The organism is Sphingomonas sp. NFR15 (assembly GCF_900103265.1).
GTDB classification, from domain to species: domain Bacteria; phylum Pseudomonadota; class Alphaproteobacteria; order Sphingomonadales; family Sphingomonadaceae; genus Sphingomonas; species Sphingomonas pollutisoli.
Window position 1 is genome coordinate 505653 of record NZ_FMWX01000003.1, and the last position, 24589, is coordinate 530241.

Consider the following 24589-nt stretch of genomic DNA (forward strand, 5'->3'; position numbering starts at 1 on the left):
AACGTAACGCACTCGCGCGCTGGGGCAACCCGCTTTCAGCCTTTCCCCACGGCATCGGCGACATTGGCATGGCCGTCGCGCGCGAGCAGTGCGGACAGTTCGCGGCACAGCCGGCGCGGCAGCCCCGGTCCCTCATAGACAAGCGCGCTGTAGAGCTGCACGAGGCTCGCCCCGGCGAGGATGCGGCGATATGCCTCCGCGCCAGTGCCGATGCCGCCCGCCGAGATCAACGGCAGCGCGCCGCCGGTCGCCTTGCGGAAATCGGCCAGCCGGGTGCGCGCGAGCGGCGCGAGCGGCGCGCCAGACAACCCGCCCGCTTCGTCCTTCAACGGCGAGGACAGCCCGAACGGCCGCTCGATCGTGGTGTTGTTGACGATCAGCGCGTCGATCCGATGTTCGATCGCGGCGCGCGCGATCGCGTCGATCGCGGGCATGTCAAGATCGGGCGCGACCTTGAGGAACAGCGGCGGCTGTCTGACCGGCCCGCGCCGCGCCTCGTCGGTGGCGGCGAGCAGCTCGGCGAGCGCGCTGCCATGCTGCAGGTCGCGCAGACCGGGCGTGTTGGGCGAGCTGATGTTGATCGTGACATAATCCGCCACCGCCGCCGCGCGCGATACGCCGTGGACATAATCGGCGATGCGATCCGCCGCGTCCTTGTTGGCGCCGACGTTCACACCGAGCACGCCCGCCCGTTTCGCCCGTGCGATCCGGGGCAGCGCGGCGTCGAGCCCGGCGTTGTTGAACCCCATGCGGTTGACGATCGCCTTGTCCTCGACCAGCCGGAACAGCCGCGGACGCGGGTTGCCGGCCTGCGGCAGCGGCGTCAGCGTGCCGATCTCGACACTGCCGAAGCCCAGCCCGAAAAAGCCGTCGATCGCGTGGCCGTCCTTGTCGACCCCCGCCGCCAGCCCGATCGGGTTCGCGAAGTCCACACCGGCGACGCGTGTCGCGAGGCGGGGGTCGCGCACGATACCGCCGAGCGGCGCCCCGAGCGAGCCCCATGCGGCAAGCGCGTCGATCGTCAGCCCGTGTGCGCGCTCACCATCGAACACGAAAAGCAGGGGGCGGACCACGGAAAAGACCATATCGCCTGATGGCACCGCGCCGCGCGATCGTCAAAAGCCAAAGATAGGTCCGGTCCGGTGGTTCACCGGTCCGCAGCGGACGTAAATTTCTCGGCGCGCCCCTACTTGTCGCATTCGTACAAGACGCTCCCGAGCCCTTCTGCGAGAAGGTGCTTGCGACCCAAGGGGCTCTCGACCGGGGGCCCTGCACCTTCATGGCCCGGCCGGTCTCCGGCCGGGCCACTTTTCTTTGCGCGCCGGTACCGCTAACGGCTTCGCACAAAGAAGCGGGGGCGCATCAATGACCGAGATCAAGTTGGACTATTCCGTCCCGGCCGACGACGTCGCCGAGTTCGTGACGCTGTTCTACCATTTCCACGCCGACCTGCCGGTGTTCGAGGACACCGAGCGCGCCGACAATGCGCAGATCCGCTTCCGCCTCAGCGCGCGCCATGCCGAATACCGCATGCCCGATGGCAGCGTGCAGGACGCGGCCGACATCCACGTCATCGGCCCCACCAGCGGCGCGTGGAAGGTGCGTGCCGAAGGACCGGTCGAGGTGTTCGGCATGGGGCTGACGCCCGCCGGCTGGGCCGCGATGATCGGCGACGACGCCTCGACGATGATGAACCGCGCGATCGACGCGACGACATTGTTCGGCGCGGCACGGCTGCGCGATGCGATCGCGGCGCTGCGCACGACCGCCGAGCCGGCGGCGCGCGTGGTGATCGGCGAGACGCTGGTGCGCGACCTGGTCAAAGCGGGTGATGCCGGCGCGCGGCGGTTCGTGCGGCAGGTCGATGGCTGGCTGGCGGCGAGTCCCTCGCCCGAGATGGATGACCTCGTCGAGATCGCCGGGCTGTCGCGCCGTCAGGTCGAGCGCAAGTGCAAGGCGTTGTACGGCGTGCCGCCCAAATTGCTCGCGCGCAAGTACCGGGCGCTGCGCGCCGCGAACGCGATGCTCGCCACCGGCGAGCCGCTCGACGACGTGCTCGAACGCGGCTTTTACGATCAGTCGCACATGATCCGCGAGATCAAGCAATTCACCGGCCTGACCCCGGGGCAGATCAAGGACGAGGCGACGATGCTGTCGCGTATGACGATCACCCAGCGCTCCGCGCTCGGCGGCCGGGTCAGCCCGCTCATCAGCGATACGTGATGAAACCCTCTCCTGATGGGAGAGGGAGGGGCACGCTCGGCGAAGCCGAGTGGGAGGGTGAGGGCGGGTATGAGGACGAGCTTTTCGTCCTCACCCTTCCGCCGCCTCCGGCGGCTCCCTCCCTCTCCCAATGGGAGAGGGATTACACCGTGAAGCTCTCGCCGCAGCCGCACGCGCCCTTGGCATTGGGATTCGCGAACACGAAGCCGGCCGCGAAATCGTCCTCGACCCAGTCCATCCGGCTGCCGATCAGATACAGGATCGAACCGCCATCGACGAACAACGTGCCACCGGGGGTGTCGATCCGCTCGTCGAACGGCTTGGCCTCGGTGACGTAATCGACCGAATAGGCGAGGCCGGAACAGCCACGCCGCGGCGTCGAGAGCTTGACGCCGATCGCGCCCTCGGGCGCCTTCGCCATCAACTCGGCAATCCGGGCCTCCGCCGATGCGGTCAGGTTGAGCGCCGCCGGGCGCGCGCGCGTCGCGGTGGCCATCACAACATCCCCAGTTCGAGCTTGGCGTCGTCGCTCATCTTTTGCGGGTCCCATGCCGGGTCCCACACCAGATTGACCTCGGCCGATCCGATCCCCGGCACCGCGCCGACGCGCAGTTCGACTTCACCCGGCATCGATTCGGCGACCGGGCAGTGCGGCGTCGTCAGTGTCATCGTCACGACGGCATGGCCTTCGCTCGTCACCTCGACGCCGTAGATCAGCCCGAGATCGTAGATGTTGACCGGAATCTCGGGGTCGTAGATTTCCTTGAGCGCCTCGATCACGCCTTCGTACAGCGCGCCGCCTGGCTCACCGGGCGCATCGCCTGCCGGTTTCTGCGACAGGAAGCCTTCGAGATAATCGCGCTGGCGCGGTTCGGCGACCGCATCGTCCACGCGCGCGCGCGGCGGCGTTTCGACCGCATCGACCTGTTCCACCGCGATCCTGCCTTGCTCGTTCATCCGAAGATCCTCGTAACTCTCTCGATGCCCTTCACGAGCGCCTCGATATCCTGCGGGCCGTTATAGACTCCGAAGCTCGCCCGCGCCGTCGCCGGTACGCCGAGCGTTTCCATTAGCGGCTGCGCGCAGTGGTGCCCGGCGCGGATCGCGACCCGGCTCTCGTCCAAGATGGTGCCGATGTCGTGCGGATGCACCCCCTCGATGCTGAACGAGACGATTCCCGCCGCATCCTCGGGTCCGAACAGCGTCGCCGAGTTGATGCCGTGCAGCGCCTCGCGCGTCTGGCGCACCAAAGCGGTCTCGTGCGCGTGGATCGCCTCGAGCCCGATGCTTTCGACATAGTCGATCGCGGCGTGCAGCCCGAGCGCGCCGACGATGTGCGGCGTGCCCGCCTCGAACCGGGTCGGCGGCGGGGCATAGGTGGTACGTTCGAAGCTCACCCGGTCGATCATCGAACCGCCGCCCTGGTATGGCGGCATCGCATCGAGCAGATCGGCGCGGCCCCACAGCACGCCGATCCCGGTTGGACCGTAAAGTTTGTGCCCCGAGAAGACGTAGAAGTCGCAGCCGATCTCGGCGACATCGACGGGCAGGCGCGGCACCGCCTGACAGCCGTCGATCAGGATTTTCGCCCCGACCGAATGCGCGATTCCGGTCGCGCGCTTGGCGGCGAGCACCGAGCCGAGCACGTTCGAGACATGCGCGAGCGCGACGAGCTTGTGTTCGGGACGGATCATCGCCGCCATCGCGTCGAGATCGATGCGGTGATCGCGCGTCAGCGGCACCACGTCGATCGCGGCGCCGACCGCCTCGGCGGCCATCTGCCACGGCACGATATTGCTGTGGTGTTCGAGCATCGACAGCAGGATGCGGTCGCCCGGCTTGAGCTGTTCGCGCGCCCAGCAGGTCGCTACGAGGTTGATCCCCTCGGTCGCGCCGCGCACGAACACGATCTCGTTTTCCGCAGCCCCGATGAACCCGGCGACGCGCCGCCGCGCCGCCTCATAGGCGAGCGTCATGTCGGCGCTGCGCTGGTACACGCCGCGATGCACGGTGGCGTAGGTGGTGTCGTAGCCGCGCGTGATGGCGTCGATCACGGCTTGCGGCTTCTGCGCGGTGGCGGCGGTGTCGAGATACGCCCAGCCTTCAGGGATCGCCGGGAAATCGGCGACGAGATCGAGCGGGCGGGCATTCCCTCTCCCATTGGGAGAGGGAGGGAGCGTCGAAGACGCGGAAGGGTGAGGGTGCAGGTCGGTGGTCATGCGCGTTCGCCCTCACCCTTCCCACCCGGCTGCGCCGGGCGGCCCCCTTCCCTCTCCCGGTGGGACAGGGAGCTATTCAGCATCCGCTCCAGCGCGGCTTGCGCAGCCGCTTCCACCGCCTCGCGCTCAGCGTCGTCGGCGATCCCGTCGAACACCGATCCGATGAAGGCGCGCAGCAGCAGCGCCTTCGCCTCTGCGGGCGGGAGCCCGCGGCTTCCGAGATAGAACAGCCCGGCCTTATCGAGTTCGCCGACCGTGGCGCCGTGCGCGCATTTCACGTCGTCGGCGAAGATTTCGAGCTCGGGCTTGGCATTGGCGGTCGCGGTGCGCGTGAGCAGCATCGCCTTCACCGACTGGCTCGCATCGGTCTTCTGCGCATCACGCGCGACCGCGACCTTGCCCAGATAGCTGCCGGTTGCATGCCCGCCCAGCACCGAGCGCACCGTCTGGTTCGAGGTCGCGTTCGGCGCGACGTGGTTGAGCGTGGTCACGATCTCGAGCGTCTGCTCGCCCGCGCCGAGCATCGCCGCGCCGAGTTCGAAATGTGCGCCCGCGTGGCAAGTCACGTCGATCGCGACCCGGCCGAGTTTGCCGCCGGTGTTGAGCACGTGGAGCGTCGCGGTCGCGCGCGGATGCAGGATCACGCGATAGTCGTGGATCGCGACGGCATCGGTCGGCGCATCCTGCACGATGACTCGCGTGATCGACTCGCCGGCGGCGACTTCGATCACCTTGGGTGCTTCCAGCGGCCACACCGACGCGACAGCCTCCAGATCGCTGTACCGCCAGGTCTCATCGCGTCGCGTGGGGAGGGCGCTCAAATCCCCTCTCCCCCTGTGGGAGAGGGAGGGGCCCGCTCGACGCAGTCGAGTGGGAGGGCGAGGGGGGGCGTGCCACACGCCCCCTCATCCGACCTCGCAGCGCTCGGCCACCTTCTCCCACAAGGGGAGAAGGGAAGAAGGACGTTCATGCCGTCACCTCGGCGTAGCCCGCCGCTTCGAGTTCCAGCGCCAGTTCCGGCCCGCCGGTCTTCACGATCCGCCCGCCGGCGAGCACATGCACGACATCCGGCTTCACGTAATCGAGCAGCCGCTGGTAATGGGTGATGAGCAGCACCGCCTTGTCTGGCCCGCGCATGATGCGGTTGATGCCGTCGCCGACCGCGCGCAGCGCATCGATGTCTAGCCCCGAATCGGTCTCGTCGAGGATCGCGAAGCTCGGGTTGAGGATGCCCATCTGCACCATCTCGTTGCGCTTCTTCTCGCCGCCCGAGAAACCGACGTTGACCGGCCGCTTGAGCATCTCGGCATCCATCCCGATCGCCGCCGCCTGCGCGCGCGCGATCTTGAGGAATTCCGCGCCCGACAGCGGCGGCTCGGAACGCCCCTTGCGCTGCGCGTTCAAGGCTTCGCGCAGGAACTGCACGTTCGACACGCCGGGGATCTCGACCGGATATTGGAAGCCGAGAAACAGCCCGGCGGCAGCGCGCTCGTGCGGCGCGAGGTCTAACAGGTCGATCCACTCGCCCTCCGTTCGCCCTGAGCTTGTCGAAGGGCGCGTATCGGGCGTTGCGGCTTCGCCACGTGCTTCGACAGGCTCAGCACGAACGGGGTTGGGTTGGAACAGGACAGACCCCGCCGTCACCTCATAACCGGGCCGGCCGCCGAGCACATAGCCGAGCGTCGACTTACCCGCGCCGTTCGGCCCCATGATCGCGTGGACCTCTCCGGCATTCACCGTCAGCGACAGGCCCTTGAGGATTTCCTTGCCGTCGATTTCGGCGTGGACGTTTTCAATTTTCAGCATTCTCATTCCCTAGATCGCCGCGCTCGGCGCGGACGAAAGCGATCAGCGCGGCATCGACGCAGTCCGCGAGCGGCGCGCCAGCACGGAGGCCGGTTGCGACGCAATCGCGCGTACTCACACACGCTTGTCGGTCGATTGCCGCGTCGCCGCTCGACACCGCGATCTCGCACCGGCGCACGCGGCCGCGACGATCGACGTTGGCGTTGACCCGCAGGCGACGCAGCCGCTCTCCGGTCACGACGATATCGGATGTCGTGTCGGGCGCCTGCGCGGCGAGGAGCATCGGCAGCAAGATCACCCCACCGACCCCTCGAGCGAAATCCCCAGCAGCTTCTGCGCCTCGACCGCGAATTCCATCGGCAGTTGCTGGAGCACTTCCTTGGCGAAGCCGTTGACGATCAGCGCCACCGCCGCTTCCTGATCGAGTCCGCGCTGCATCGCGTAGAACAATTGGTCGTCGCTGATCTTCGATGTCGTCGCCTCATGCTCGATCTGCGCGGACGGGTTGCGCACCTCGATATAGGGCACCGTGTGCGCGCCGCACTGGTCGCCAAGCAGCAGCGAATCGCACTGGGTGAAGTTGCGCACGCCCTCGGCGCCCGCCGCGACACGCACCAGACCGCGATAGGTGTTGTCCGAACGGCCTGCTGAAATCCCCTTCGACACGATCGTCGAGCGCGATCCCTTGCCGTTGTGGATCATCTTGGTGCCGGTATCGGCCTGCTGGCGGTTGTTGGTAACGGCCACCGAATAGAACTCGCCGACCGAATTCTCGCCGTTGAGCACGCAGCTCGGATATTTCCAGGTGATCGCGCTGCCGGTCTCGACCTGGGTCCAACTCACCTTGCTGCGCGCGCCCTGGCACAGCGCGCGCTTGGTCACGAAATTGTAGATGCCGCCCTTGCCGTTCTCGTCGCCGGGATACCAGTTCTGCACGGTCGAATATTTGATTTCGGCATCGTCGAGAGCGACCAGTTCGACCACGGCGGCGTGCAACTGGTTCTCGTCGCGCATCGGCGCGGTGCAGCCTTCGAGGTACGAGACATAGGCGCCCTTGTCGGCGACGATCAAAGTACGTTCGAACTGGCCGGTATTCTCGGCGTTGATTCGGAAATACGTCGACAGCTCCATCGGGCAGCGCACGCCTTCGGGGATGTACACGAACGTCCCGTCGGAGAAGACCGCGCAGTTGAGGGCCGCGAAATAATTGTCGTGCATCGGCACGACGCGGCCGAGCCACTTGCGCACCAGATCAGGATATTCGCGGATCGCCTCGCTGATCGAGCGGAAGATCACACCCGCCGCCTCGAGCTCCTTGCGGAAGGTGGTGGCGACCGAAACCGAATCGAACACCGCATCGACCGCGATCTTGCGCGGCGGCGCGCCGCCCTCGACGCCCGCGAGCAATTTCTGCTCCTCGATCGGGATGCCGAGCTTCTCGTACACGCGCAGGATCTCGGGATCGACCTCGTCAAGCGAGCCGAGCTTGGGCTTGGCCTTGGGCTCGGCGTAATAATAAGCGTCCTGATAATCGATCGGCGGGATGTCGAGCTTGGCCCAGTCGGGCGCGGGCATGGTCAGCCAGTGGCGATAGGCCTTGAGCCGCCACTCCAGCATCCATTCGGGCTCGTTCTTCTTCGCCGAGATGAAGCGAACGATGTCCTCGCTCAGCCCCTTGGGCGCGAAGTCCTGCTCGATGTCCGAGCTGAAACCCCATTCATAGGTCTTGTTCGCCGCCGCGAAGGCGTCTGCGTTGCGGGTGGCCATTATATGATCCTCACCAAATTCCCCTCCCGCTTGGCGGTGGGGCTAGGGGAGGGCGTGTCCCCATGTGTTTCGACGGTTGGAACAGGCCCTCCCCCAGCCCCTCCCGCAAGCGGGAGGGGAGAAGGGTTTGCCCCTCCCGCAAGCGGGAGGGGAGAAGGGTTTGCCCCTCCCGCAAGCGGGAGGGGAGAGGACAGGCTCGCCAGCGACACGTTGGCGAGCGCGCCGCGCACCGCGCCGTTGACGCCGTTCCAATGCGGCTTGACCCGGCAATCGCCCTCGATCGCGCAGTCGTGCGTGCTCGCCTCGACGCAGGCGGTCAGTGCGATCGGGCCTTCGATCGCCTCGATGATCTCGGTGAGCGTGATCGCCGAGGGCGGCCGCGACAGGCGGAAACCGCCGCCGGTGCCGCGCGTGCTTTCGATCAGTCCGGCGGCGGAGAGCTTGCTGACCAGCTTCTGCACGGTCGGCAGCGGCAGCCCGGTCTCCTCGGCGAGCACCGTCGCGTTGAGCCGCGCCGCGCCGCCGCAGCGCCGGGCGGCGGCCGACAGCATCACCACGGCATAATCGGTCAGGCTGGAAAGGCGCATTTGCGAGCGGTTCTCAAATCGGACAATATCGATCCGATTGGGCATGTGGCCCCGAACACCGCGCGCGTCAACACCTCAAAAGCCGGTTTGCCGCGCTATTTGGCGGCCGCTTTGGGCACCACGTCCATCGTCCAGTCCGCCTCTGGCCGCAGATATTTGCGCGCGGTCGCCTGCAGGTCCGCCGCCGTCATCGTCGAGACATCATGGTACAGCCGTGCGAGCGCGTCGATCCGTCGCGGGTCGTACGACGCGCCGGTCAGTTGCAGCATCCAGAACTGGTTGCCGGTCGACTGGCGCATGATCGACTGGAGCATCGGCCCGATCGTTCGCTTCAGCTCATCATCGCTGATCGGATTGGCGACGAGATCGGCGGCGATGCTGCGCGACAGGCGGAAGAACAAAGGCACGTTCTCGGGCGTGACCTGCCCGATCGCGACCATCCGTCCGCCGCCGGGAAGGCCGACCGGCCAAGTACTCGACACGTTGGGGCTGTAGCTCGCACCAGCCTGCGAGCGGAGCTGGTCGAACAGCCGGTCGCTGAAGATCGAGGCGAGCACGTCGAGCCGCCGCGAGTCGGTCAGCCCTTCGACGCCACTGCCGGTCGGCCAGGCGATCACCGCCGCCGCCTGATTGTCGGGGCCGTCATGCGTCAGCACCACCGGCGTCGTATTATGCGCAGGGAAACGCACCGGCGGCGGGGGCGCGGGCGTGGCGGGGCGCGGCGGCAGCGCGCCGATCGTCTTGCCGACGGTCGCGATCGCGAGCTCGGCGGGCACGTCGCCGAACACCTGCACCTCGACGGGTCCGGATTTCATCAGCGGCTCCCACAGCGCGCGGAACGATTGCGGCGTCAGCGCCTCGATCTGCGCGCGGCTGGGTGAACCCCAGCGCTGGTCTCCATCGCGAAGCAATCGTTCGAGATCGCGCTGCAGCACCCCGCCCGGCGACGCGCTAAGGCCGGCATAGCCGGCGAGCGCGACGCTCTTCGCGCGCAGAACCGGATTGGGATCCCACCCCGGTGCCGCGAGCTGGGCGGCGAGCAGCCGCATCTGATCGGCGAAATCGGCGGGCGAGGTCTGCGCCGACAGTGAGAAAGCGTCGTCCTCGATATCGAAATCGAGCCCGATTCGCCGTCCGGCGGTCATCTGGTCGAGATCGCCCTGGCGCAGCTTGCCGATGCCCCCCTCGACCAGCGCCATCTCGGCGGCCCAGGCCGGCGTCGTCTTGTCCGCCGGCAGCGCGTTGTAGCCGCCGCCGAAGCGCACCCGCACGTAGATGCGATTGTCCTCGGCGTTGGTCGAATAGACCATCAGCTTCGCGCCGTTCGAATAGGCGACGCTGGTAAGGTCCATGTCCGGCCCGAACCGAAGCACCTTCTCGCGCGAAACGATCGTGGCCGGCTTGCCGCCGGGCGCGGGCAGCTTCGCGAACGACACCGCGCCCTGCACCCGGCTTTTGCCGACGGCGGAGACTTTGGCGGTGAGCGCCGTGGTGAGCTTGGCGGTCGCGCCATCGTCGGGCGCTTGCAGGCTCAGCAGCGCGCGCGTCGCGGTGCCCTGGAACACGCGCTTGGTCGATGCGAGTTCGGCGGCGGGGTTGAACATCTTCTTGGCGACGGCGTCGTGATAGACCTTGAGGATCGTATCGGGCGCGGTCGTCGTCTCGCGGATGTCGAGCGCCTGCACCATGTCGTCGGCTTCCTTCGATCCGGCCTCGGCGCGCGCGGTTTCGACGCTGGTGCGGAAGCTGACCTCCAGATCGGCGAGTTCGCGGTCGATCTCGGCCTGGGTCGGTGCATGTTCTTGCGCGGCGGCGATCACCGAGCGCACGTCGCGAAGCGCCGCTTCCCAATCGTTGCCGACCGGAAGGATCGACACGATCGTCACGTTCGCCGAGCGCGAGGGATCGTCGAGCGCGGCCTGCGCGGCGATATAGCTGCCGCCGGCGCGCGCGCGCGCCTCGAGCCGTCGGTTGATGACCGCGAGCGCGACCTGATCGACCAGCCGCGCCTGATTGAACAGGATCGTGTCGTTGTTGAAATGCCACGGCCGCACCACCGCGAGCGTGATGCGGGTCGGCAGGCTCGGTTCGACGATGGTGGCGGCGGTCGGCTGCTTCGGATCGGGCGTACCGAAATCGGGGTCCGAGGGGGCGGGGCCGATGCCCTGCCAGCCACCGAAATATTTGGCGATGATCGGCTCGATCGTCGCCGGATCGGCATCGCCCGCGATCGAGACCAGCACGCGGCTCGGCCGGTACCAGCGATCGTGGAAGGCGCGCACCGAATCGGCAGTGGCCGCCTCCAGCGTCTTGATGTTGCCGATCGGCGAACGGTCGGCGAGCGGCTGGCCCGCGAACAGCGTGGCGTTGAGCGCATTGAGGAAACGCACCTGCGCGCCCGGCTGCTCGCGCTGTTCGGCGAGCACGGCGGGGCGCTCGGCGTTGAGCGCTTCGGGCGTGATGTTGGGCGCGGAGACCATGCCCGACATGATCTTGAGGCTCTCGTCGATCCCGGCCGGCGTCGCCGAGGGGAGGTCGAGCTTGAACACGGTCTGCGTCGTCGTGGTCTGCGCGTTGGTGTCCGATCCGAACGTCGTGCCCATTCGCTGCCAGATGCGCTTGGCCTCGCCGTCGGGCACGTATTTCGAGCCGCGGAACGACAGATGCTCGATCAGATGCGCGAAGCCGCGCTCGCTGTCCTGTTCGTAAAGTGAACCCGCGTCGATGCGGACGCGCACCGAAATCTGGCCGGGCGGCACGCCGTTCTTGCGCACCGCGTAGCGCAGGCCGTTCTTGAGCGTGCCGAAATGCCACGCCGGATCGGGCGTGATGTCGCTGCCCTTGTAGAGCCATGCGTCGCGACTGGCGATCGCGCTTTCCGGCGCGTCGGCGGGTGCGGACGCCGGCGCGGTCTGCCCCGCGAGCGTTGGCGCGACGCCGGTGAGGAGGCTGGCAATGAGGCCATAGACGATGAGGGGGCGCATCGTGCGCGAGAGCGACAACATGGCGAGACCCTAGCGTCCTTGGCCGGACACCGCCAGCGGCCCCGTTTCCAACACAAAGCGCCGTGAAAACCGGAATGCTCGCCATGTTTCCGACCCACATCGCGATTAGCCATGACGGGGTCGGCCTTCGCCCGCCGACGGTTCCAAGGGATTCAGGCGGCGCCGTGCGTACCAATACCGAATCGATCATGCGCCCGCACGGGCATCCGCCCGGCGCGGCCATGCCGCGCCATGATGCGGTGGAGCCTCCGCTCCGCGCCGAACGCGGACGTCCGCTCGCGATCCGGATCGGCAAACGGCTGCGCGGGGTTCTCGATCGGCTGATCGCGGCATCCTCGCTGGTGCCCAACGATCCCGTGCTCGACGTGCGCGATTTCGCCTGGACCGCGCCGCTGCGCGAAAACTGGCGCGCGATTCGGGACGAGGCGCTCGGCGTCGCGCTGCAGGGCGACGCCGCGCCGAGCCTCGCGACGATCTCGCCCGATCACCGCGCGATCGCGCGCGTGGGCCAGTGGAAGTCGTTCTTCCTGTCGGGCTATGGCTGCGCGATCGACGAGAATATCGCGCGCTGTCCCGCGACGGCGGCGGCGGTGGCGCGGATACCGGGCATCAACACCGCACTCTTTTCGATCCTCGCACCCGGCACGCACATCCCGGATCACCGCGGTGTCACCAAGGGGCTGCTGACCTGCCACCTCGGGCTGATCGTGCCGCGCGACGGCGATGTGCGGATGCGGATCGGCGACCGCATCGTGCGCTGGGCCGAGGGTGAGACGCTGGTGTTCGACGATACCTACAACCATGAGGTGTGGAACGACACCAGCGGAACGCGCGTCGTGCTGCTGATCCAGTTCGCCCGGCCGCTGCGGCGCCCCGGCAGGATCGTCGCGGATCTCGTGCTGCGGCTGATCCGCCGTTCGGCCTTCGTTCAGGAGACGCGCGACAACATCCTGAGCTGGAACGAAACGATCAAGAAGACGAGCTTCTGATGTGGCCGTGGGGCACCAACCGGAAAGACAAGCTTTCGCAAACGCGCCTTGATCCCGCCATCACGCCACGCCACATGCACCGCATGTTGATCGAAACCGAAGCGACACCCAATCCCGCGACCCTGAAGTTCCTTCCGGGCCGTATCGTGATGGACAGCGGCACGCGTGATTTCGCGACGCCCGAAGAAGCCGAAGCCTCGCCGCTCGCCGATGCGATCTTCGGTCTCGGCGATGTCACCGGCGTCTTTTTCGGCCGGGATTTCATCTCGGTAACCGCGGGGCCGGGGACCGATTGGGCGCAGTTGAAGCCCGATGTTCTAGCGCTGCTGCTCGATCATTTCAGTGCCGGCATGCCGCTGTTCCGGGGTGGCAGCGCCGCCGGGATCTCGGTTCCGGCGGAAGACGACTTCGCGGAAAACCCGGAGGACGCCGATATCGTCGCGCAGATCAAGGATCTGATCGAGACGCGCGTGCGCCCCGCCGTCGCCAATGACGGCGGCGACATCGTCTATCGCGGTTTCGACAAGGGCAAGGTGTTCCTCCAGATGCAGGGCGCCTGTTCGGGCTGTCCGTCGTCCTCGGCGACGCTCAAGAACGGCATCGAGCAACTGTTGCGCTACTACGTGCCCGAAGTCACCGAGGTGCGTGCGGTCTGACGACCGGCGCACCAGAGCCTTTTTTCATCCAGCATCACCGAGGAATCTTCATGGCCGCCAAGCTGTCCGATGACGCTCTGGACACGATCTTCCGGTCCGCGCGCAGCTATAACGGCTATACCGATGCCCCCGTCACCGAAGCCGATCTGCACGCGATCTGGGATTTGATGAAGTTCGGGCCGACCTCGGTGAACATGCTGCCGGCGCGGCTGGTCTGGTGCATGACACCCGAATCGAAGGAGAAGCTCGCCGCGCTGTCGAGCGGCACCAATGCCGGCAAAATCCGCAAGGCGCCGGTAACCGTCATCATCGGCATGGATTCGGATTTTCACGAACATCTGCCGACGCTGTTCCCGCATGCCGATGCCCGTGCCTGGTTCGCGGGCGACGACAAGGCGGCGCTGCGCAGGGAAACCGCGCTCCGCAACTCGTCGCTGCAGGGCGCGTATCTGATCCTCGCCGCGCGCGCGCTCGGCTTCGATACCGGGCCGATGTCGGGCTTCGACAATGCCGCGGTCGACGCGGCGTTCTTCGCCGACACGCCCAACATCACCTCGAACTTCATCGCCACGCTGGGCGTCGGCGATCCCGCCACGGTGTTCGGGCGCTCGCCCCGGCCGCCGTTCGAAACCTTCAATCGGATCGTCTGAACCGGCTTGCGGACGCTCGTCATCGAAACCGCGACCGCCGCCTGTTCGGTCGCCCTGCTGGAAGATGGCATCGTCGTGGCCGCCGCGCACGAGGTGGTCGGGCGCGGCCATGCCGAGCGGCTCCTGCCGATGATCGCGGCGCTGCCCGATGGCGGACGCGCGGGGCGCATCCTCGTCGATTGCGGCCCCGGCAGTTTCACCGGCGTGCGGGTCGGGATCGCGGCGGCGCGCGCACTGGCGCTCGGCTGGGGTGCCAGTCTCGACGGCTTCTCGTCGTTGCCGCTGCTCGCCGCCGCGGCGTTCGTGCGCAACCCGGGTGAGCACACGCTCGCGACCATCATCGAGGGCGGGCATGGCGAGGTCTTCATGCAGACCTTCGATGCCCCGCTTCGCGCGCGAAGCGAACTGGTTTCGCTTCGCCCCGAGGCCGCGCTCGCCGCGCTTGAGGGCCGTTTCGCGGTCGGCAGCGGGGTGCGGCTGCTCGCCGCCGTCGATCCGGGGCGGGGCGATGCCGATGCGCTGCCCCGCGCCGCCGACGCGCCGTTGCTGCCCACCGCTTTCACCACGCTCGCGGCCGTCCCGCTATATGGCCGTGCGCCCGACGCGAAGCCGATCGCGGCATGAGCACGATGCTGACCCGGATCGATCTGCGCGGCGGCGGTGCCGTCGATCTCGGCACCGTCGATTCGATCATGCAGGCGGCGTTCGATCCCCGCTTCGGCGAAGCCTGGACCCGTAACCAATGCCTCGGCATCCTTTCGACGCCCGGCGTCTGGCTGACGATCGCGTCGATCGACGACGAACCCGCCGGTTTCGCCCTGTCCCGAATTATCGTCGACGAGGTCGAACTGTTACTGCTCGCGACGGTGCCCGGCTTGCGGCGGCGCGGCGTCGGATCGGCGTTGTTGCGCTCGGTCGTCGCCGAAAGTGTCGGTCGCGGCGCGAAAAGTCTGCATCTTGAAGTACGTGACGGTAATGCCGCGATCCGGCTGTATGCCGGTTCGGGCTTCGAGAAGGTCGGCGAACGCCGCCGTTACTATCGCGGTTCTGATGGCCAGGCCTTTGATGCTTTTACATTTCGTCTCGAATTAGCCTGAAACGGCCGATACGTGACGAAATTGTTGCTTGCGCTGACGGCCTTTAGCGCGAATAGAAAAAATCACGGCCGCGATAACAGTGGCTCAGACAAGGGTCGAAAGGTCATCAATGGATACGCAGTTGGAACTTCAGGAAACGCTTGTCACCCTCACGGCGGATATTGTCGCCGCCCACGTCAGCAACAATAGCGTTGCGGTCTCGGATCTTCCGGTTCTCATCGCCAATGTTCATGGCGCCTTGTCCGGTCTCGGTGGACCGGCGCCGGCCCCCGAAGTAAAGCAGGAGCCTGCGGTTTCGGTGCGCTCTTCGATCAAGCCCGACTATATCGTCTGCCTTGAGGACGGTAAGAAGCTCAAGATGCTCAAGCGGCATCTGATGACGCATTATCAGATGACCCCCGAGCAATATCGCGCCAAGTGGAATCTTCCCGCCGACTATCCGATGGTCGCACCGAGCTACGCCGAACAGCGCCGCTCGCTCGCTAAGAAGATCGGTCTGGGCACCAAGCGCCGCAAGACCGCGACGCGCTGATCCGAACGGGCGGCGGCCGGCCTGTGCCGGCGCCGCCCTTTTCGCGTGCGGGAAGAATCCGACGCGCCCCCTTTATCCGTGGCCGCGAAGCGCTTAGAACGCGGGCATGCCCCGCAAAATCGACATCGAAGCCCTGTGCAATGAAAAGGGCCTTCGCATCACCGAACAGCGGCGCGTCATCGCCCGCGTTCTTTCGGAAGCCGACGACCATCCCGACGTGGAGCGCGTCTATGAGCGCGCGTCGGCGATCGACCCAGGCATCTCGATCGCCACCGTCTATCGCACCGTGCGGCTGTTCGAAGAGGCGGGCATTCTCGACCGGCACGATTTCGGCGACGGTCGCTCGCGCTACGAGCCCGCGCCCGAGGCGCATCACGACCATTTGATCGACGTGGAGACCGGCAAGGTGCTCGAATTCGTCGATCCCGAACTCGAACAGTTGCAGAAGGCGATCGCCGAGCGGCTCGGCTTCCGCCTCGTCGATCACCGCATGGAATTGTACGGCGTCGCGATCGACCGCAAGGCCTGAGGTCACCCCTGCTGAGCCGGGAGCGCCTCGCCGCCGCCGCCGGGCGGCCCGTCCCGCTGAACATGGCCGGCAAGGTCCGGTTGTGGCGACGCATCTTGATGCTGATCGCTCTCGCGCTGGTGATGGTGCCGCTGCACTATCTCTGGCGGCTGCTGCGGCTGTCTTCGCCGTGGCCCCGCATTTTCCTCGCCGGGGCGGGGCGGGTGAGCGGCGCGCGTGTTCGCGTTGCCGGCGTGCCGCTCAAGCGCGACGTGTTCTACATCTCGAATCACGTCAGTTGGATCGACATCCCGGCGATCGCCGGGGCGAGCGGCACGGCCTTCGTCGCCAAGGCCGAGATCCGCGACGCGCCGGTGGTGGGGTGGCTCGCGTCACTCAACCGCACCGTCTTCGTCGAGCGCGAGAACCGGCTCGGCGTGGCGGGGCAGATCAACGCGCTGCGTGAGACGCTTGCCGAGAATTGGTCGGTGACGGTCTTTCCCGAAGGCACCACCGAGGACGGCCGCTCGTTGCTGCCGTTCAAGACCTCGATGCTCAAGGTGCTCGAACCGCCCCCGCCGGGCGTGATGGTCCAGCCGGTAGTGATCGATTACGGCGATGTCGGCGTGGAGATCGGCTGGCTCGGCGACGAAAGCGGCAAGGACAATGCCGCGCGCGTGCTGGCCCGGCGCGGCAGCTTCCCGGTCGTGGTGCATTTCCTCGAACCCTTCCATCCGCGCGACTTCCGCGGCCGCAAGGGGATCGCGGCGGAGAGCCGGCGGCGGATCGAGGCGGCGTTGGCGGACCTGCTCGGCCATCCCGTCCCGGTTTTCGCGGGCCACGACGCCTGGGCGCGGATGGCCGATCAAGCCCCCGTGCTGCCATGATTTGTGCGTAGGCGCCGCGACGAGTATGAAGCGCCCATCATGAAATCCCCTCCCAAGACCTTTCACGTCAAGTCGTTCGGCTGCCAGATGAACGTCTATGACGGTGATCGCATGGCCGAGATCATGGCCGAACAGGGCCTCACCGCGACCGACGACGCCAATGCCGCCGATCTCGTCGTGCTCAACACCTGCCATATCCGCGAGAAGGCGACCGAGAAGGTGTATTCGGACATCGGCCGGATTCGCAAGGAAGCCCGCAGCAAACATGGCACCGATCCGGTGATCGCGGTCGCCGGTTGCGTCGCGCAGGCGGAAGGCGCGGAGATCGTGCGGCGCGCGAAGGTCGATGTGGTGGTCGGCCCGCAGGCGTACCACAACCTGCCCGACCTGGTCGCGCGCGCCGCGCGCGGCGAGTCCGCGCTCGATACCGACATGCCCGTCGATCTCAAGTTCGGCCACCTGCCGCCGCGCCGTCGCGTTAGCCCGAGCGCGTTTCTGACGGTGCAGGAAGGCTGCGACAAATTCTGCACCTATTGCGTCGTGCCCTATACGCGTGGCGCCGAGGTCTCGCGCGGCTGGGTGCAGGTGGTCGACGAGGCGAAGGCGCTGGTCGATGCGGGCGCGAAAGAGATCACGTTGCTCGGCCAGAACGTCAATGCGTGGGAAGATGACGGACGCGGTCTGCACGATCTGATCGCCGCGCTCGCCGACATCGCCGGATTGCACCGTATCCGGTACACCACCAGCCATCCCAACGACATGGCGCAAGGCTTGATCGAGGCGCACCGCGACATCGCGAAGCTGATGCCGTTCCTCCACCTGCCGGTGCAATCGGGCAGCGACCGCATTCTCAAGGCGATGAACCGCAGCCATACCCGCGATTCCTATCTGCGTCTGCTCGACCGGGTCCGCGCGGTGCGCCCCGACATCGCGCTGTCGGGCGATTTCATCGTCGGCTTCCCCGGCGAGACCGAGGCGGATTTCGCAGACACGCTGAGCCTGGTCGATGCGGTCGGCCATGCGCAGGCGTTCAGCTTCAAATATTCGCCGCGCCCCGGTACGCCAGCCGCCGGCATGGCCGATCAGGTCGCGTCCGAGGTGATGGACGAGCGGCTCCAGCGCCTGCAAGCCGCTCTCAACCGCGATCAGGCCGCGTTCAACGCCGCCAGTGTCGGCCGCCGCTGCACCATCCTGCTGGAACGCATGGGCAAGCTGCCCGGCCAGTTCATCGGTAAAAGCCCGTGGTTGCAATCGGTTCACGTCGTCGGCAAGGCCGCGATCGGCGATCTCGTCGACGTCACGATCGTCGCCGCCGGCCCCAATTCGGTAACAGGCGTAATGATAGAACAGGGTGAGGGTGCGGATGAAGCCTTCCAGCGTGCAAAGCTCGATGTCGCCGCATAGCGACAGCCAGATGTTCCTCGCCGAGGACGCGCGCGCCGGCTGGCGGCGCACGCCGTTCGGCCTCTGGTTCTATGCCGGGCTGGGCGCGCTGCGGATCATCCTGTCGGGGCTGTCGATCGTGCTGATCCGCCGCTGATGCTCGCGTTCGCGCTGTGGAGCGTGGGCGCGCTGATCGCGGCGGCCTATTGCATCGTGCGGGGCATCGGCGATCTGCGGCGCAAGAAGTATATGGCCGGTGTGATCGGATTGGGCAGCGCCGCGATTTTCCTGCTGACGCCGATCCAGACGCATGCCGTGAACATCGATTTGTCGGCGGCGGCCGGGCGGTAACGGCGCCATTCTCGCTGACAGAGATCAGCCGCGCGCTTTCCCACTGTGCGATCCGCGCGCGATCTGCCAAACTCCCCGGCGGATGCAGCCCAGCCGCCCCTTCCGCCGCCAGCCCCCAAGCGCCCCGCGCACCGGCTGCTGGCGTCGGCGCGCTCTCCCCCTCCTGAGTGAAGGAACCGCATGAGTCGAAAGCCCGTCCCCGCCCAAGCCGGCGAGCGCAGCCGCGCCGAAGTCGTGTTCGACCGCCCGCAATTGATGGCGCAACTGTTCGGAGAGTTCGACCAGAATCTGTTGCTGCTCGAAAGCCGGCTCGGCGTGTACATCACCGCGCGCGGCAACAAGGTCGGGCTGGAGGGTACCGCCGAGGCGGTCGCGTCGGCGCGCGATGTTCTGAACGCGCTCTACAACCGCATCATGCGCGGCGAAGTCGTCGATGCCGGACTGGTCGAGGCGGTGATCGCGATGTCGGCGGAACCGACGCTCAGCGGCATCATCCGCGCCGAGGATCGCGGCGGCCCGCCGCAGATCATGATCCGCACGCGCAAGAAGACGATCGTGCCGCGCACCGTCGCGCAGGCGCATTACATGCGCGAGCTGCTCGACCACGATATCATCTTCGCGCTCGGGCCGGCCGGTACCGGCAAGACCTATATCGCGGTGGCGCAGGCGGTGGCGCAGCTCATCACCGGCAGCGTCCAGCGGCTGATCCTGTCGCGCCCCGCGGTCGAGGCGGGCGAGAAGCTCGGCTTCCTGCCCGGCGACATGAAGGAGAAGGTCGATCCGTACCTGCGTCCGCTCTACGACGCGCTCAACGACTGCCTGCCCGCCGAGCAGGTCGAGCGGCGTATCGCCAGCGGCGAGATCGAGATCGCGCCGATCGCGTTCATGCGCGGGCGCACGCTGGCGGATGCGTTCATCATCCTCGACGAGGCGCAGAACACCACACCGGCACAGATGAAGATGTTCCTCACACGCTTCGGCGAGAACAGCCGCATGGTGGTGTGCGGCGATCCCAAGCAGACCGATCTGCCCGGCGGCATGGCCGCGAGCGGGCTCAACGATGCGGTCAGGCGGCTGGAGGGCGTCGAGGGGCTATCGATCTGCCGCTTCGGCGCCAGCGACGTGGTGCGGCATCCGATCGTCGGCCGAATCGTCGAGGCCTATGAGGGCGTGGATGCTTGAAAGTAGGATATCCCGAATTATATCCGGGATATCCTGCGGAGGTTGAGATGGCGTCGCTCTATATCAAGGATGCGAAAACCGCCGCGTTGGTGACACGGCTCGCGAAACGATCCGGCATGACCAAAACCGCGCTGGTTCACGCTCTGGCAACCGCCCGCGAAGCGGAACTCGATCGTGAAATATCGCGACCATCGGTTCGGGACGTTCTCGAACAGATATGGGCCGAACATCCCGGGTTGCTGGAAAGCACCGGTCTTGAGGCCGACAAGGCCTTCTACGACAGCCTCAACGATGAGGACGAGGATTGAAGCTCTTTGTCGATGCCTCGGCGCTTGTCGCGATCATGACGCAGGAACAGGGTTACGAAACGTTGATGGACACGCTCGATCGGTATGAGGACAGATTGTATTGTGCGACCGGAACGTGGGAAGCGGTCAGGGCGATCTCAAGGATCCGCATGATCGACATCGTCGAAGCGAGCGACGCGCTTCGTGGGTGGCTCGAAAATCTTGGTTTCCAACCCGCGGTGATCGGTGACGCCGAGGAGCGATTCGCGGTCGAAGCACATCGTCTTTACGGCAAGGGCACCGGCCACCCGGCCCAACTCAACATGGGCGATTGCTTCGCTTATGCCTGCGCCAAGACGAACGGTGCCCGCCTGCTCTACAAGGGAGACGACTTCTCCCATACGGATCTTGCCTGATGCTTGAAATCGCCCTCTCCACCGAAGACGTGTGGCCAAGCCACGATTGGGACGCGCTCGCGCTCCGCGCCGCGACCGCCGCGATCGAGCGGACGCCCAATGGCGAAATCCTCACCACCGCGGCCATCTTCGAAGTGTCCGTCCGCCTCGCCGACGATGCCGAGGTCCGGCACCTCAATGCGCAGTATCGCCAGAAGGACAAGCCGACCAATGTGCTGTCCTTCCCGATGGTGCAGCCCGATCTGCTCGAAACGGTCGGGCAGAACAGCGACGACGGCGAGGTGCTGCTCGGCGATATCGTGCTCGCTTACGGTGTCTGCGCGGCGGAAGCCGAGGAGCGCGGGATCCCGCTCGCCGATCACGCGACGCATTTGATCGTGCATGGCACGCTGCATCTGCTAGGATACGACCATATGGTCGAGGATGAGGCCGAGGCGATGGAGGCGATCGAGACCGATGCGCTGGCCTCACTGGGTCTCGCCGACCCATATTTGATACGAGAGGACTGAAACGACCGCCATGTCCGACGGCCCCAGTACCGGTACGAGCCATAGTACCATCAGCACCGGCGCGCAGGCCGGCGACCCCGCCCAGCATGACGGCGGCATCTGGAAGAATCTCAAGGCGTTGATCTTCGGCGATGCGGGCGACGACTCGCTCCGCACGCAGATCGAAGAGGTGATCGACGCGCACGAGGGCGATCCCGCCCCCGACGCCACCGGCGATCTTTCTCCGCTCGAGCGGCAGATGGTGCGCAACCTGCTCCACTTCGGTGAACGCGACGCCGGTGATATCGGCGTTCCCCGCGCCGACATCGTCGCGGTCGAGGAACGCACCAGCTTCGCCGATCTGGTCAAGCTGTTCGCGGAAGCGGGGCATAGCCGCATCCCGGTCTACAAGGAAAAGCTCGATACGATCACGGGCATGGTCCACATCAAGGACGTGTTCAACATCCTCGCGACCGGTGCGCCGCATCCTGAAACGATCACCGGGCTGCTGCGCGAGCCGCTCTACGTGCCGATGTCGCGCGGCGCGCTCGATCTGCTCGCCGACATGCGGACCAAGCGCGTCCATCTCGCCGTCGTGCTCGACGAATATTTCGGCACCGAGGGTCTCGTCACGATCGAGGATCTGATCGAGGAGATCGTCGGCGACATCGAGGACGAGCATGACGAGGCGCCCGCCGCGCTCCTGGTGCCGATCGACGGCGGCGGCTGGGAGGCCGACGCGCGCGCCGAACTGGAGGATGTCGGCGAAGTGATCGATCCGCGCCTCGCCGAAGTCGATGGCGATATCGATACGATCGGCGGGCTCGCGGCGGTGCTGGCCGGGCATGTGCCCGAGGTCGGCGCCTGCATCGCGCATCCGAGCGGCTGGACGATCGAAATCACCGAGGCCGACACCCGCCGTGTCGAGCGGCTTCGCCTGCACCCCCCGCGCCCCGAGCTCGCGGACGCCTGAGCCGGCGGGCGACGCCTAGACGCGCCCGATCCGGGTCACATGCCCCATCTTGCGCCCCGGCCGCACCTCCTTGCCGTACAGGTGGAGGTGCGCGCCGGGTTCGGCGAGAATCTCGGCCCAGCCGTTCGCCTCGGCGCCGATCAGATTGTCCATCATCACGCTCGGTGCGGTGAGGCCGGTATCGCCCAGCGGCAGGCCGCAGATCGCGCGGATGTGGTTCTCGAACTGCGACGTCACCGCGCCCTCGATCGACCAATGCCCAGAATTGTGGACGCGCGGGGCCATCTCGTTGAAAACCGGGCCGTCGGCACCGGCGAAAAACTCGCACGCGAGCACGCCGACATAGCCGAGCCGGTCGGCCACGCGCCCCGCCAGTGCAGCGGCCTCGCCCCATTGCGCGGCGATTTCGGCGGGCGCGGGCAACGAGGATCGGGCGAGGATGCCATGCCGATGCTCGTTCCATGGCGGCGGATAGCTGACCATCGCGCCGTCCGCGCGCCGCGCCAGGATGATCGAGAATTCGTGGCTGAACGGCACGAAGCCTTCGAGGATCGCCGGCCGGCCGCCGATCGCGGCCCAGGCCGCTTCCGCTTCGTCGGCGCGATGGAGCCGGACCTGACCCTTGCCGTCATAGCCGAGTCGCAGCGTCTTCAGGATCGCCGGCGTGCCGATCGCGGCGACGGCGGCGTACAGGTCGTCGAGGCTTTCGACCTTCGCCCACGGCGCGGTGCGGCCGCCCAGTTCTCCGACGAAGCTCTTCTCCTCGGCACGGTCCTGCGCGACGCCGAGCGCCGCGGGGGCGGGGTGGACCGGCACTTTGGCCGCCAGATACACGATCGGATCGAGCGCGATGTTCTCGAACTCATAGGTGACGACGTCGGTGATCGCGGCGAACTCGTCGAGCACGATGCGGCTGTGATAATCGGCACGGGTGAAGCTCGACGCGGTCTGCGCGGCGACGCTCTCCGCGTCGGGCGCGAGCACATGGGTGCGATAGCCGAGCTGCGCCGCAGCCGCGGCGAGCATTCGCCCGAGCTGCCCGCCGCCGAGGATGCCGATGGTCGAGCCGGGGGGGAGGGGAGTCATGCGCGCACCACTTCAGCGTTCCTATGCTTCAACATCCGTTCGTTCCGAGCGACGTCGAGGAACCGGCATGTGCCCCCTTCGGCTTCGCTCGGAACGAACGGACCTTGCCGAAAATCACGCCGGATCGGTCGCCACGCCGTCGGTCTGTGCGGCGCGCCATGCCTGGAGCCGCGCCGACAACGCTGCGTCGCCAAGCGCGAGGATCGCGGACGCGAGCAGCGCCGCGTTCTTGGCGCCGGCCTTGCCGATCGCGAGCGTGCCGACCGGTATCCCCGCCGGCATCTGGACGATCGAATAGAGGCTGTCGAGCCCGCTCAGCGCCTTGGATTGCACCGGCACGCCGAGCACGGGCAAATGCGTCATCGCGGCGGTCATGCCCGGCAGGTGGGCCGCGCCGCCGGCGCCGGCGATGATGACCTTGAGGCCGCGGTCCGCCGCCGTGGCCGCATAATCGTAGAGACGCTGGGGCGTGCGGTGGGCCGACACCACCTTGGTCTCGTGCGCGACGCCGAGATCGCGCAGCAGATCGGCGGCGTGGTGCATCGTCTCCCAATCGGAGGTGCTGCCCATGATGATGCCGACCTGCGGTTCCATCCCGTGCCCCTAGCGAGGCGAGACGGGCAGGGCAACGCCGAACGAACCGGTCGCCGGCACTTCGATGCCTCAGAGCAGGTCGCGATATTCCGGGTGCCGCTCGATATAGGCGGCCACGAACGGGCATTGCGGAATGACCTTGAGCTTGCGGTCGCGTGCCGAATCGAGCGCGGCGCGGATCAGCCGCGATCCGACTCCGCGCCCTTCGATCGCTTCGGGCACGACCGTGTGCGTGAAGACGATCGTGTCATCCTCCATCTGATAGGCGGCCACGGCACGGTGGCCGTCGACGACGAGTTCGAACTCATGTTCGGAGCGGTTGTCGGTAACGTCAGGCATGAGGCCGTGTCGCATAAACCGCCCGCATTCGAAAGGGCGGCATCAGGCCGCGGCATGCCCCGCCTCGATCCGCGCGCGTGCCGACAGGAACGGCCCGCGCGGATCGCGCGGCGGCGCGAAATGCCCGAAGCCCACGGGCGCGGGCATATCGACATAGATGCCTTCCATCCCGCCGCGCATCCGATACGCCTCGTGCCAGAAGCCGGCCCCGCCGCTGTCGCGCAGGAACTCGCGCCACCAGGTGGCGTGCGGCTCGCTGCGCGTGAAGCGTTCGAGGCTCTCGTAATCGCGCCAATATTGGCGAATGCCGACATGCGTCAGCGAGTAGAAGCATTGCTCGTCGTGGAGCAGCCCGTCCGGCCTGTGCTGCCGGATGGCCGATAGGCCGCGCCCGATCCGTAAGATCGACAGCACGCCGCGCCAGCGGCGCACGCGGAAGCCGAGCATCACCACGACGAGATCGGGCAGGGCGGACAGATCGATCGATTCACGCTTCACCGAATTTTGCATGGCGACGGCTCCAATGTATATGCCGTACACATAGCTCGCAAAGTGTACGATGTA

30 protein-coding genes and 1 pseudogene are annotated in these 24589 nt (G+C 66.9%); 17 read left to right on the top strand and 14 right to left on the bottom strand.

The window, feature by feature from the left end; all coding sequences use genetic code 11:
- Window positions 1-35: 35 nt before the first annotated feature.
- Window positions 36-1085 carry a quinone-dependent dihydroorotate dehydrogenase gene (locus tag BLS81_RS10425; RefSeq protein WP_093223587.1) on the bottom strand — a complete coding sequence of 350 codons (1050 nt, stop codon included), beginning with the start codon at window positions 1083-1085 and terminating at the stop codon, window positions 36-38.
- A gap of 280 nt (window positions 1086-1365) precedes the next feature.
- Here BLS81_RS10425 and BLS81_RS10430 point away from each other — a divergent pair, with 280 nt between their 5' ends.
- Window positions 1366-2223 carry a helix-turn-helix domain-containing protein gene (locus tag BLS81_RS10430; RefSeq protein ID WP_093223588.1) on the top strand — a complete coding sequence of 286 codons (858 nt, stop codon included), beginning with the start codon at window positions 1366-1368 and terminating at the stop codon, window positions 2221-2223.
- A gap of 142 nt (window positions 2224-2365) precedes the next feature.
- On the opposite strand, the gene BLS81_RS10435 is transcribed toward BLS81_RS10430, so the two are convergent.
- The 9 genes and pseudogenes from BLS81_RS10435 to BLS81_RS10475 all read right to left on the bottom strand — a co-directional run bounded on the left by BLS81_RS10435 (window position 2366) and on the right by BLS81_RS10475 (window position 11586).
- Window positions 2366-2719 (bottom strand): HesB/IscA family protein, encoded by a 354-nt coding sequence (locus tag BLS81_RS10435; RefSeq protein WP_093223590.1) that lies wholly within the window; start codon window positions 2717-2719, stop codon window positions 2366-2368.
- A complete protein-coding gene (locus BLS81_RS10440; protein WP_093223591.1) occupies window positions 2719-3180 on the bottom strand; it encodes an SUF system Fe-S cluster assembly protein in 462 nt (153 codons plus the stop codon). The genes BLS81_RS10435 and BLS81_RS10440 overlap by 1 nt, the downstream gene beginning before the upstream one ends.
- Entirely contained in the window at window positions 3177-4442 is a 1266-nt protein-coding gene (locus tag BLS81_RS10445) for a cysteine desulfurase (RefSeq protein ID WP_093223593.1), read from the bottom strand. The genes BLS81_RS10440 and BLS81_RS10445 overlap by 4 nt, the downstream gene beginning before the upstream one ends.
- Window positions 4439-5263 carry a SufD family Fe-S cluster assembly protein gene (locus BLS81_RS10450; RefSeq protein WP_176787119.1) on the bottom strand — a complete coding sequence of 275 codons (825 nt, stop codon included), beginning with the start codon at window positions 5261-5263 and terminating at the stop codon, window positions 4439-4441. Before BLS81_RS10450 ends, BLS81_RS10445 begins: the two co-directional genes overlap by 4 nt.
- A gap of 145 nt (window positions 5264-5408) precedes the next feature.
- The gene (gene sufC, locus BLS81_RS10455) at window positions 5409-6248 is read right to left on the bottom strand and encodes a Fe-S cluster assembly ATPase SufC (protein ID WP_093223594.1); all 840 of its coding nucleotides are present in this window, start codon (window positions 6246-6248) and stop codon (window positions 5409-5411) included.
- Complete coding sequence (locus tag BLS81_RS10460) at window positions 6235-6546, bottom strand: hypothetical protein (protein ID WP_093223596.1); 312 nt, start codon at window positions 6544-6546, stop codon at window positions 6235-6237. The genes sufC and BLS81_RS10460 overlap by 14 nt, the downstream gene beginning before the upstream one ends.
- On the bottom strand, window positions 6543-8015 hold the full coding sequence (gene sufB / locus BLS81_RS10465; RefSeq protein ID WP_093223598.1) for a Fe-S cluster assembly protein SufB: 1473 nt from the start codon (window positions 8013-8015) through the stop codon (window positions 6543-6545). The genes BLS81_RS10460 and sufB overlap by 4 nt, the downstream gene beginning before the upstream one ends.
- 188 nt (window positions 8016-8203) lie before the next feature.
- Window positions 8204-8602: pseudogene (locus tag BLS81_RS10470) on the bottom strand (SUF system Fe-S cluster assembly regulator); the annotation flags it as partial.
- A gap of 95 nt (window positions 8603-8697) precedes the next feature.
- Window positions 8698-11586: a M16 family metallopeptidase gene (locus BLS81_RS10475; protein WP_256326176.1), complete on the bottom strand. Its 2889-nt coding sequence runs from the start codon at window positions 11584-11586 to the stop codon at window positions 8698-8700.
- A 185-nt stretch (window positions 11587-11771) separates the two neighbouring features.
- On the opposite strand from BLS81_RS10475, the gene BLS81_RS10480 reads away from it, so the two are divergent.
- The 16 genes from BLS81_RS10480 to BLS81_RS10550 all read left to right on the top strand — a co-directional run bounded on the left by BLS81_RS10480 (window position 11772) and on the right by BLS81_RS10550 (window position 22006).
- Window positions 11772-12596 carry an aspartyl/asparaginyl beta-hydroxylase domain-containing protein gene (locus BLS81_RS10480; RefSeq protein ID WP_256326177.1) on the top strand — a complete coding sequence of 275 codons (825 nt, stop codon included), beginning with the start codon at window positions 11772-11774 and terminating at the stop codon, window positions 12594-12596.
- Between the two features lie 83 nt (window positions 12597-12679).
- Entirely contained in the window at window positions 12680-13252 is a 573-nt protein-coding gene (locus BLS81_RS10485; protein ID WP_093223787.1) for a NifU family protein, read from the top strand.
- Window positions 13253-13302: 50 nt separating this feature from the next.
- A complete protein-coding gene (locus BLS81_RS10490) occupies window positions 13303-13902 on the top strand; it encodes a malonic semialdehyde reductase (protein WP_093223601.1) in 600 nt (199 codons plus the stop codon).
- 6 nt (window positions 13903-13908) lie between these two features.
- Window positions 13909-14526, top strand: a complete 618-nt coding sequence (gene tsaB / locus BLS81_RS10495; RefSeq protein ID WP_093223602.1) for a tRNA (adenosine(37)-N6)-threonylcarbamoyltransferase complex dimerization subunit type 1 TsaB — start codon at window positions 13909-13911, stop codon at window positions 14524-14526.
- Window positions 14523-14999 (top strand): GNAT family N-acetyltransferase, encoded by a 477-nt coding sequence (locus BLS81_RS10500; protein ID WP_093223604.1) that lies wholly within the window; start codon window positions 14523-14525, stop codon window positions 14997-14999. Before tsaB ends, BLS81_RS10500 begins: the two co-directional genes overlap by 4 nt.
- A gap of 109 nt (window positions 15000-15108) precedes the next feature.
- Entirely contained in the window at window positions 15109-15531 is a 423-nt protein-coding gene (locus BLS81_RS10505) for a Ros/MucR family transcriptional regulator (protein WP_093223606.1), read from the top strand.
- 106 nt (window positions 15532-15637) lie between these two features.
- Window positions 15638-16060, top strand: a complete 423-nt coding sequence (locus BLS81_RS10510) for a Fur family transcriptional regulator (RefSeq protein WP_093223607.1) — start codon at window positions 15638-15640, stop codon at window positions 16058-16060.
- Between the two features lie 98 nt (window positions 16061-16158).
- Window positions 16159-16926, top strand: a complete 768-nt coding sequence (locus BLS81_RS10515; RefSeq protein WP_371128273.1) for a lysophospholipid acyltransferase family protein — start codon at window positions 16159-16161, stop codon at window positions 16924-16926.
- 39 nt (window positions 16927-16965) lie between these two features.
- A complete protein-coding gene (gene miaB, locus BLS81_RS10520) occupies window positions 16966-18330 on the top strand; it encodes a tRNA (N6-isopentenyl adenosine(37)-C2)-methylthiotransferase MiaB (protein WP_093223610.1) in 1365 nt (454 codons plus the stop codon).
- Window positions 18317-18466, top strand: coding sequence for a hypothetical protein (locus BLS81_RS20755; protein WP_176787120.1), 150 nt, complete (start codon window positions 18317-18319; stop codon window positions 18464-18466). Before miaB ends, BLS81_RS20755 begins: the two co-directional genes overlap by 14 nt.
- Window positions 18466-18660 (top strand): hypothetical protein, encoded by a 195-nt coding sequence (locus tag BLS81_RS10525; protein WP_093223612.1) that lies wholly within the window; start codon window positions 18466-18468, stop codon window positions 18658-18660. Before BLS81_RS20755 ends, BLS81_RS10525 begins: the two co-directional genes overlap by 1 nt.
- Window positions 18661-18840: 180 nt before the next feature.
- Window positions 18841-19842 (top strand): PhoH family protein, encoded by a 1002-nt coding sequence (locus tag BLS81_RS10530; RefSeq protein WP_093223613.1) that lies wholly within the window; start codon window positions 18841-18843, stop codon window positions 19840-19842.
- A 47-nt stretch (window positions 19843-19889) separates the two neighbouring features.
- The gene (locus BLS81_RS10535; RefSeq protein ID WP_093223615.1) at window positions 19890-20150 is read left to right on the top strand and encodes a type II toxin-antitoxin system VapB family antitoxin; all 261 of its coding nucleotides are present in this window, start codon (window positions 19890-19892) and stop codon (window positions 20148-20150) included.
- Window positions 20147-20545, top strand: a complete 399-nt coding sequence (locus BLS81_RS10540; RefSeq protein WP_093223617.1) for a type II toxin-antitoxin system VapC family toxin — start codon at window positions 20147-20149, stop codon at window positions 20543-20545. The genes BLS81_RS10535 and BLS81_RS10540 overlap by 4 nt, the downstream gene beginning before the upstream one ends.
- The gene (gene ybeY / locus BLS81_RS10545) at window positions 20545-21054 is read left to right on the top strand and encodes an rRNA maturation RNase YbeY (protein ID WP_093223618.1); all 510 of its coding nucleotides are present in this window, start codon (window positions 20545-20547) and stop codon (window positions 21052-21054) included. Before BLS81_RS10540 ends, ybeY begins: the two co-directional genes overlap by 1 nt.
- Window positions 21055-21064: 10 nt before the next feature.
- A complete protein-coding gene (locus BLS81_RS10550) occupies window positions 21065-22006 on the top strand; it encodes a hemolysin family protein (RefSeq protein ID WP_093223620.1) in 942 nt (313 codons plus the stop codon).
- A gap of 15 nt (window positions 22007-22021) precedes the next feature.
- Here the strand turns inward: BLS81_RS10550 and BLS81_RS10555 are convergent, their stop codons facing one another.
- The 4 genes from BLS81_RS10555 to BLS81_RS10570 form a co-directional block, all read right to left on the bottom strand.
- Window positions 22022-23092: a 5-(carboxyamino)imidazole ribonucleotide synthase gene (locus BLS81_RS10555; protein WP_093223621.1), complete on the bottom strand. Its 1071-nt coding sequence runs from the start codon at window positions 23090-23092 to the stop codon at window positions 22022-22024.
- A 114-nt stretch (window positions 23093-23206) separates the two neighbouring features.
- Window positions 23207-23686, bottom strand: a complete 480-nt coding sequence (gene purE, locus BLS81_RS10560; RefSeq protein WP_093223622.1) for a 5-(carboxyamino)imidazole ribonucleotide mutase — start codon at window positions 23684-23686, stop codon at window positions 23207-23209.
- Window positions 23687-23755: 69 nt separating this feature from the next.
- Window positions 23756-24025, bottom strand: coding sequence for a GNAT family N-acetyltransferase (locus BLS81_RS10565; protein ID WP_093223624.1), 270 nt, complete (start codon window positions 24023-24025; stop codon window positions 23756-23758).
- 42 nt (window positions 24026-24067) lie between these two features.
- Window positions 24068-24535, bottom strand: coding sequence for a monooxygenase family protein (locus BLS81_RS10570; protein ID WP_093223625.1), 468 nt, complete (start codon window positions 24533-24535; stop codon window positions 24068-24070).
- Window positions 24536-24589: the final 54 nt, after the last annotated feature.

What these genes read in the sequence shown, in the direction of transcription:
- ybeY (WP_093223618.1), top strand. Translation starts at nt 20,545, where the DNA reads ATGCTTGAAATCGCCCTCTCCACCGAAGACGTGTGGCCAAGCCACGAT.
- BLS81_RS10530 (WP_093223613.1), top strand. Translation starts at nt 18,841, where the DNA reads ATGAGTCGAAAGCCCGTCCCCGCCCAAGCCGGCGAGCGCAGCCGCGCC.
- BLS81_RS10550 (WP_093223620.1), top strand. Translation starts at nt 21,065, where the DNA reads ATGTCCGACGGCCCCAGTACCGGTACGAGCCATAGTACCATCAGCACC.
- BLS81_RS10440 (WP_093223591.1), bottom strand. Translation starts at nt 3,180, where the DNA reads ATGAACGAGCAAGGCAGGATCGCGGTGGAACAGGTCGATGCGGTCGAA.
- BLS81_RS10510 (WP_093223607.1), top strand. Translation starts at nt 15,638, where the DNA reads ATGCCCCGCAAAATCGACATCGAAGCCCTGTGCAATGAAAAGGGCCTT.
- BLS81_RS10500 (WP_093223604.1), top strand. Translation starts at nt 14,523, where the DNA reads ATGAGCACGATGCTGACCCGGATCGATCTGCGCGGCGGCGGTGCCGTC.
- miaB (WP_093223610.1), top strand. Translation starts at nt 16,966, where the DNA reads ATGAAATCCCCTCCCAAGACCTTTCACGTCAAGTCGTTCGGCTGCCAG.
- BLS81_RS10425 (WP_093223587.1), bottom strand. Translation starts at nt 1,085, where the DNA reads ATGGTCTTTTCCGTGGTCCGCCCCCTGCTTTTCGTGTTCGATGGTGAG.
- BLS81_RS10505 (WP_093223606.1), top strand. Translation starts at nt 15,109, where the DNA reads ATGGATACGCAGTTGGAACTTCAGGAAACGCTTGTCACCCTCACGGCG.
- BLS81_RS20755 (WP_176787120.1), top strand. Translation starts at nt 18,317, where the DNA reads ATGTCGCCGCATAGCGACAGCCAGATGTTCCTCGCCGAGGACGCGCGC.
- BLS81_RS10435 (WP_093223590.1), bottom strand. Translation starts at nt 2,719, where the DNA reads ATGGCCACCGCGACGCGCGCGCGCCCGGCGGCGCTCAACCTGACCGCA.
- purE (WP_093223622.1), bottom strand. Translation starts at nt 23,686, where the DNA reads ATGGAACCGCAGGTCGGCATCATCATGGGCAGCACCTCCGATTGGGAG.
- sufC (WP_093223594.1), bottom strand. Translation starts at nt 6,248, where the DNA reads ATGCTGAAAATTGAAAACGTCCACGCCGAAATCGACGGCAAGGAAATC.
- BLS81_RS10490 (WP_093223601.1), top strand. Translation starts at nt 13,303, where the DNA reads ATGGCCGCCAAGCTGTCCGATGACGCTCTGGACACGATCTTCCGGTCC.
- BLS81_RS10535 (WP_093223615.1), top strand. Translation starts at nt 19,890, where the DNA reads ATGGCGTCGCTCTATATCAAGGATGCGAAAACCGCCGCGTTGGTGACA.
- BLS81_RS10565 (WP_093223624.1), bottom strand. Translation starts at nt 24,025, where the DNA reads ATGCCTGACGTTACCGACAACCGCTCCGAACATGAGTTCGAACTCGTC.
- BLS81_RS10555 (WP_093223621.1), bottom strand. Translation starts at nt 23,092, where the DNA reads ATGACTCCCCTCCCCCCCGGCTCGACCATCGGCATCCTCGGCGGCGGG.
- BLS81_RS10475 (WP_256326176.1), bottom strand. Translation starts at nt 11,586, where the DNA reads ATGCGCCCCCTCATCGTCTATGGCCTCATTGCCAGCCTCCTCACCGGC.
- BLS81_RS10485 (WP_093223787.1), top strand. Translation starts at nt 12,680, where the DNA reads ATGTTGATCGAAACCGAAGCGACACCCAATCCCGCGACCCTGAAGTTC.
- BLS81_RS10445 (WP_093223593.1), bottom strand. Translation starts at nt 4,442, where the DNA reads ATGACCACCGACCTGCACCCTCACCCTTCCGCGTCTTCGACGCTCCCT.
- BLS81_RS10430 (WP_093223588.1), top strand. Translation starts at nt 1,366, where the DNA reads ATGACCGAGATCAAGTTGGACTATTCCGTCCCGGCCGACGACGTCGCC.
- BLS81_RS10525 (WP_093223612.1), top strand. Translation starts at nt 18,466, where the DNA reads ATGCTCGCGTTCGCGCTGTGGAGCGTGGGCGCGCTGATCGCGGCGGCC.
- BLS81_RS10570 (WP_093223625.1), bottom strand. Translation starts at nt 24,535, where the DNA reads ATGCAAAATTCGGTGAAGCGTGAATCGATCGATCTGTCCGCCCTGCCC.
- BLS81_RS10515 (WP_371128273.1), top strand. Translation starts at nt 16,159, where the DNA reads ATGCTGATCGCTCTCGCGCTGGTGATGGTGCCGCTGCACTATCTCTGG.
- sufB (WP_093223598.1), bottom strand. Translation starts at nt 8,015, where the DNA reads ATGGCCACCCGCAACGCAGACGCCTTCGCGGCGGCGAACAAGACCTAT.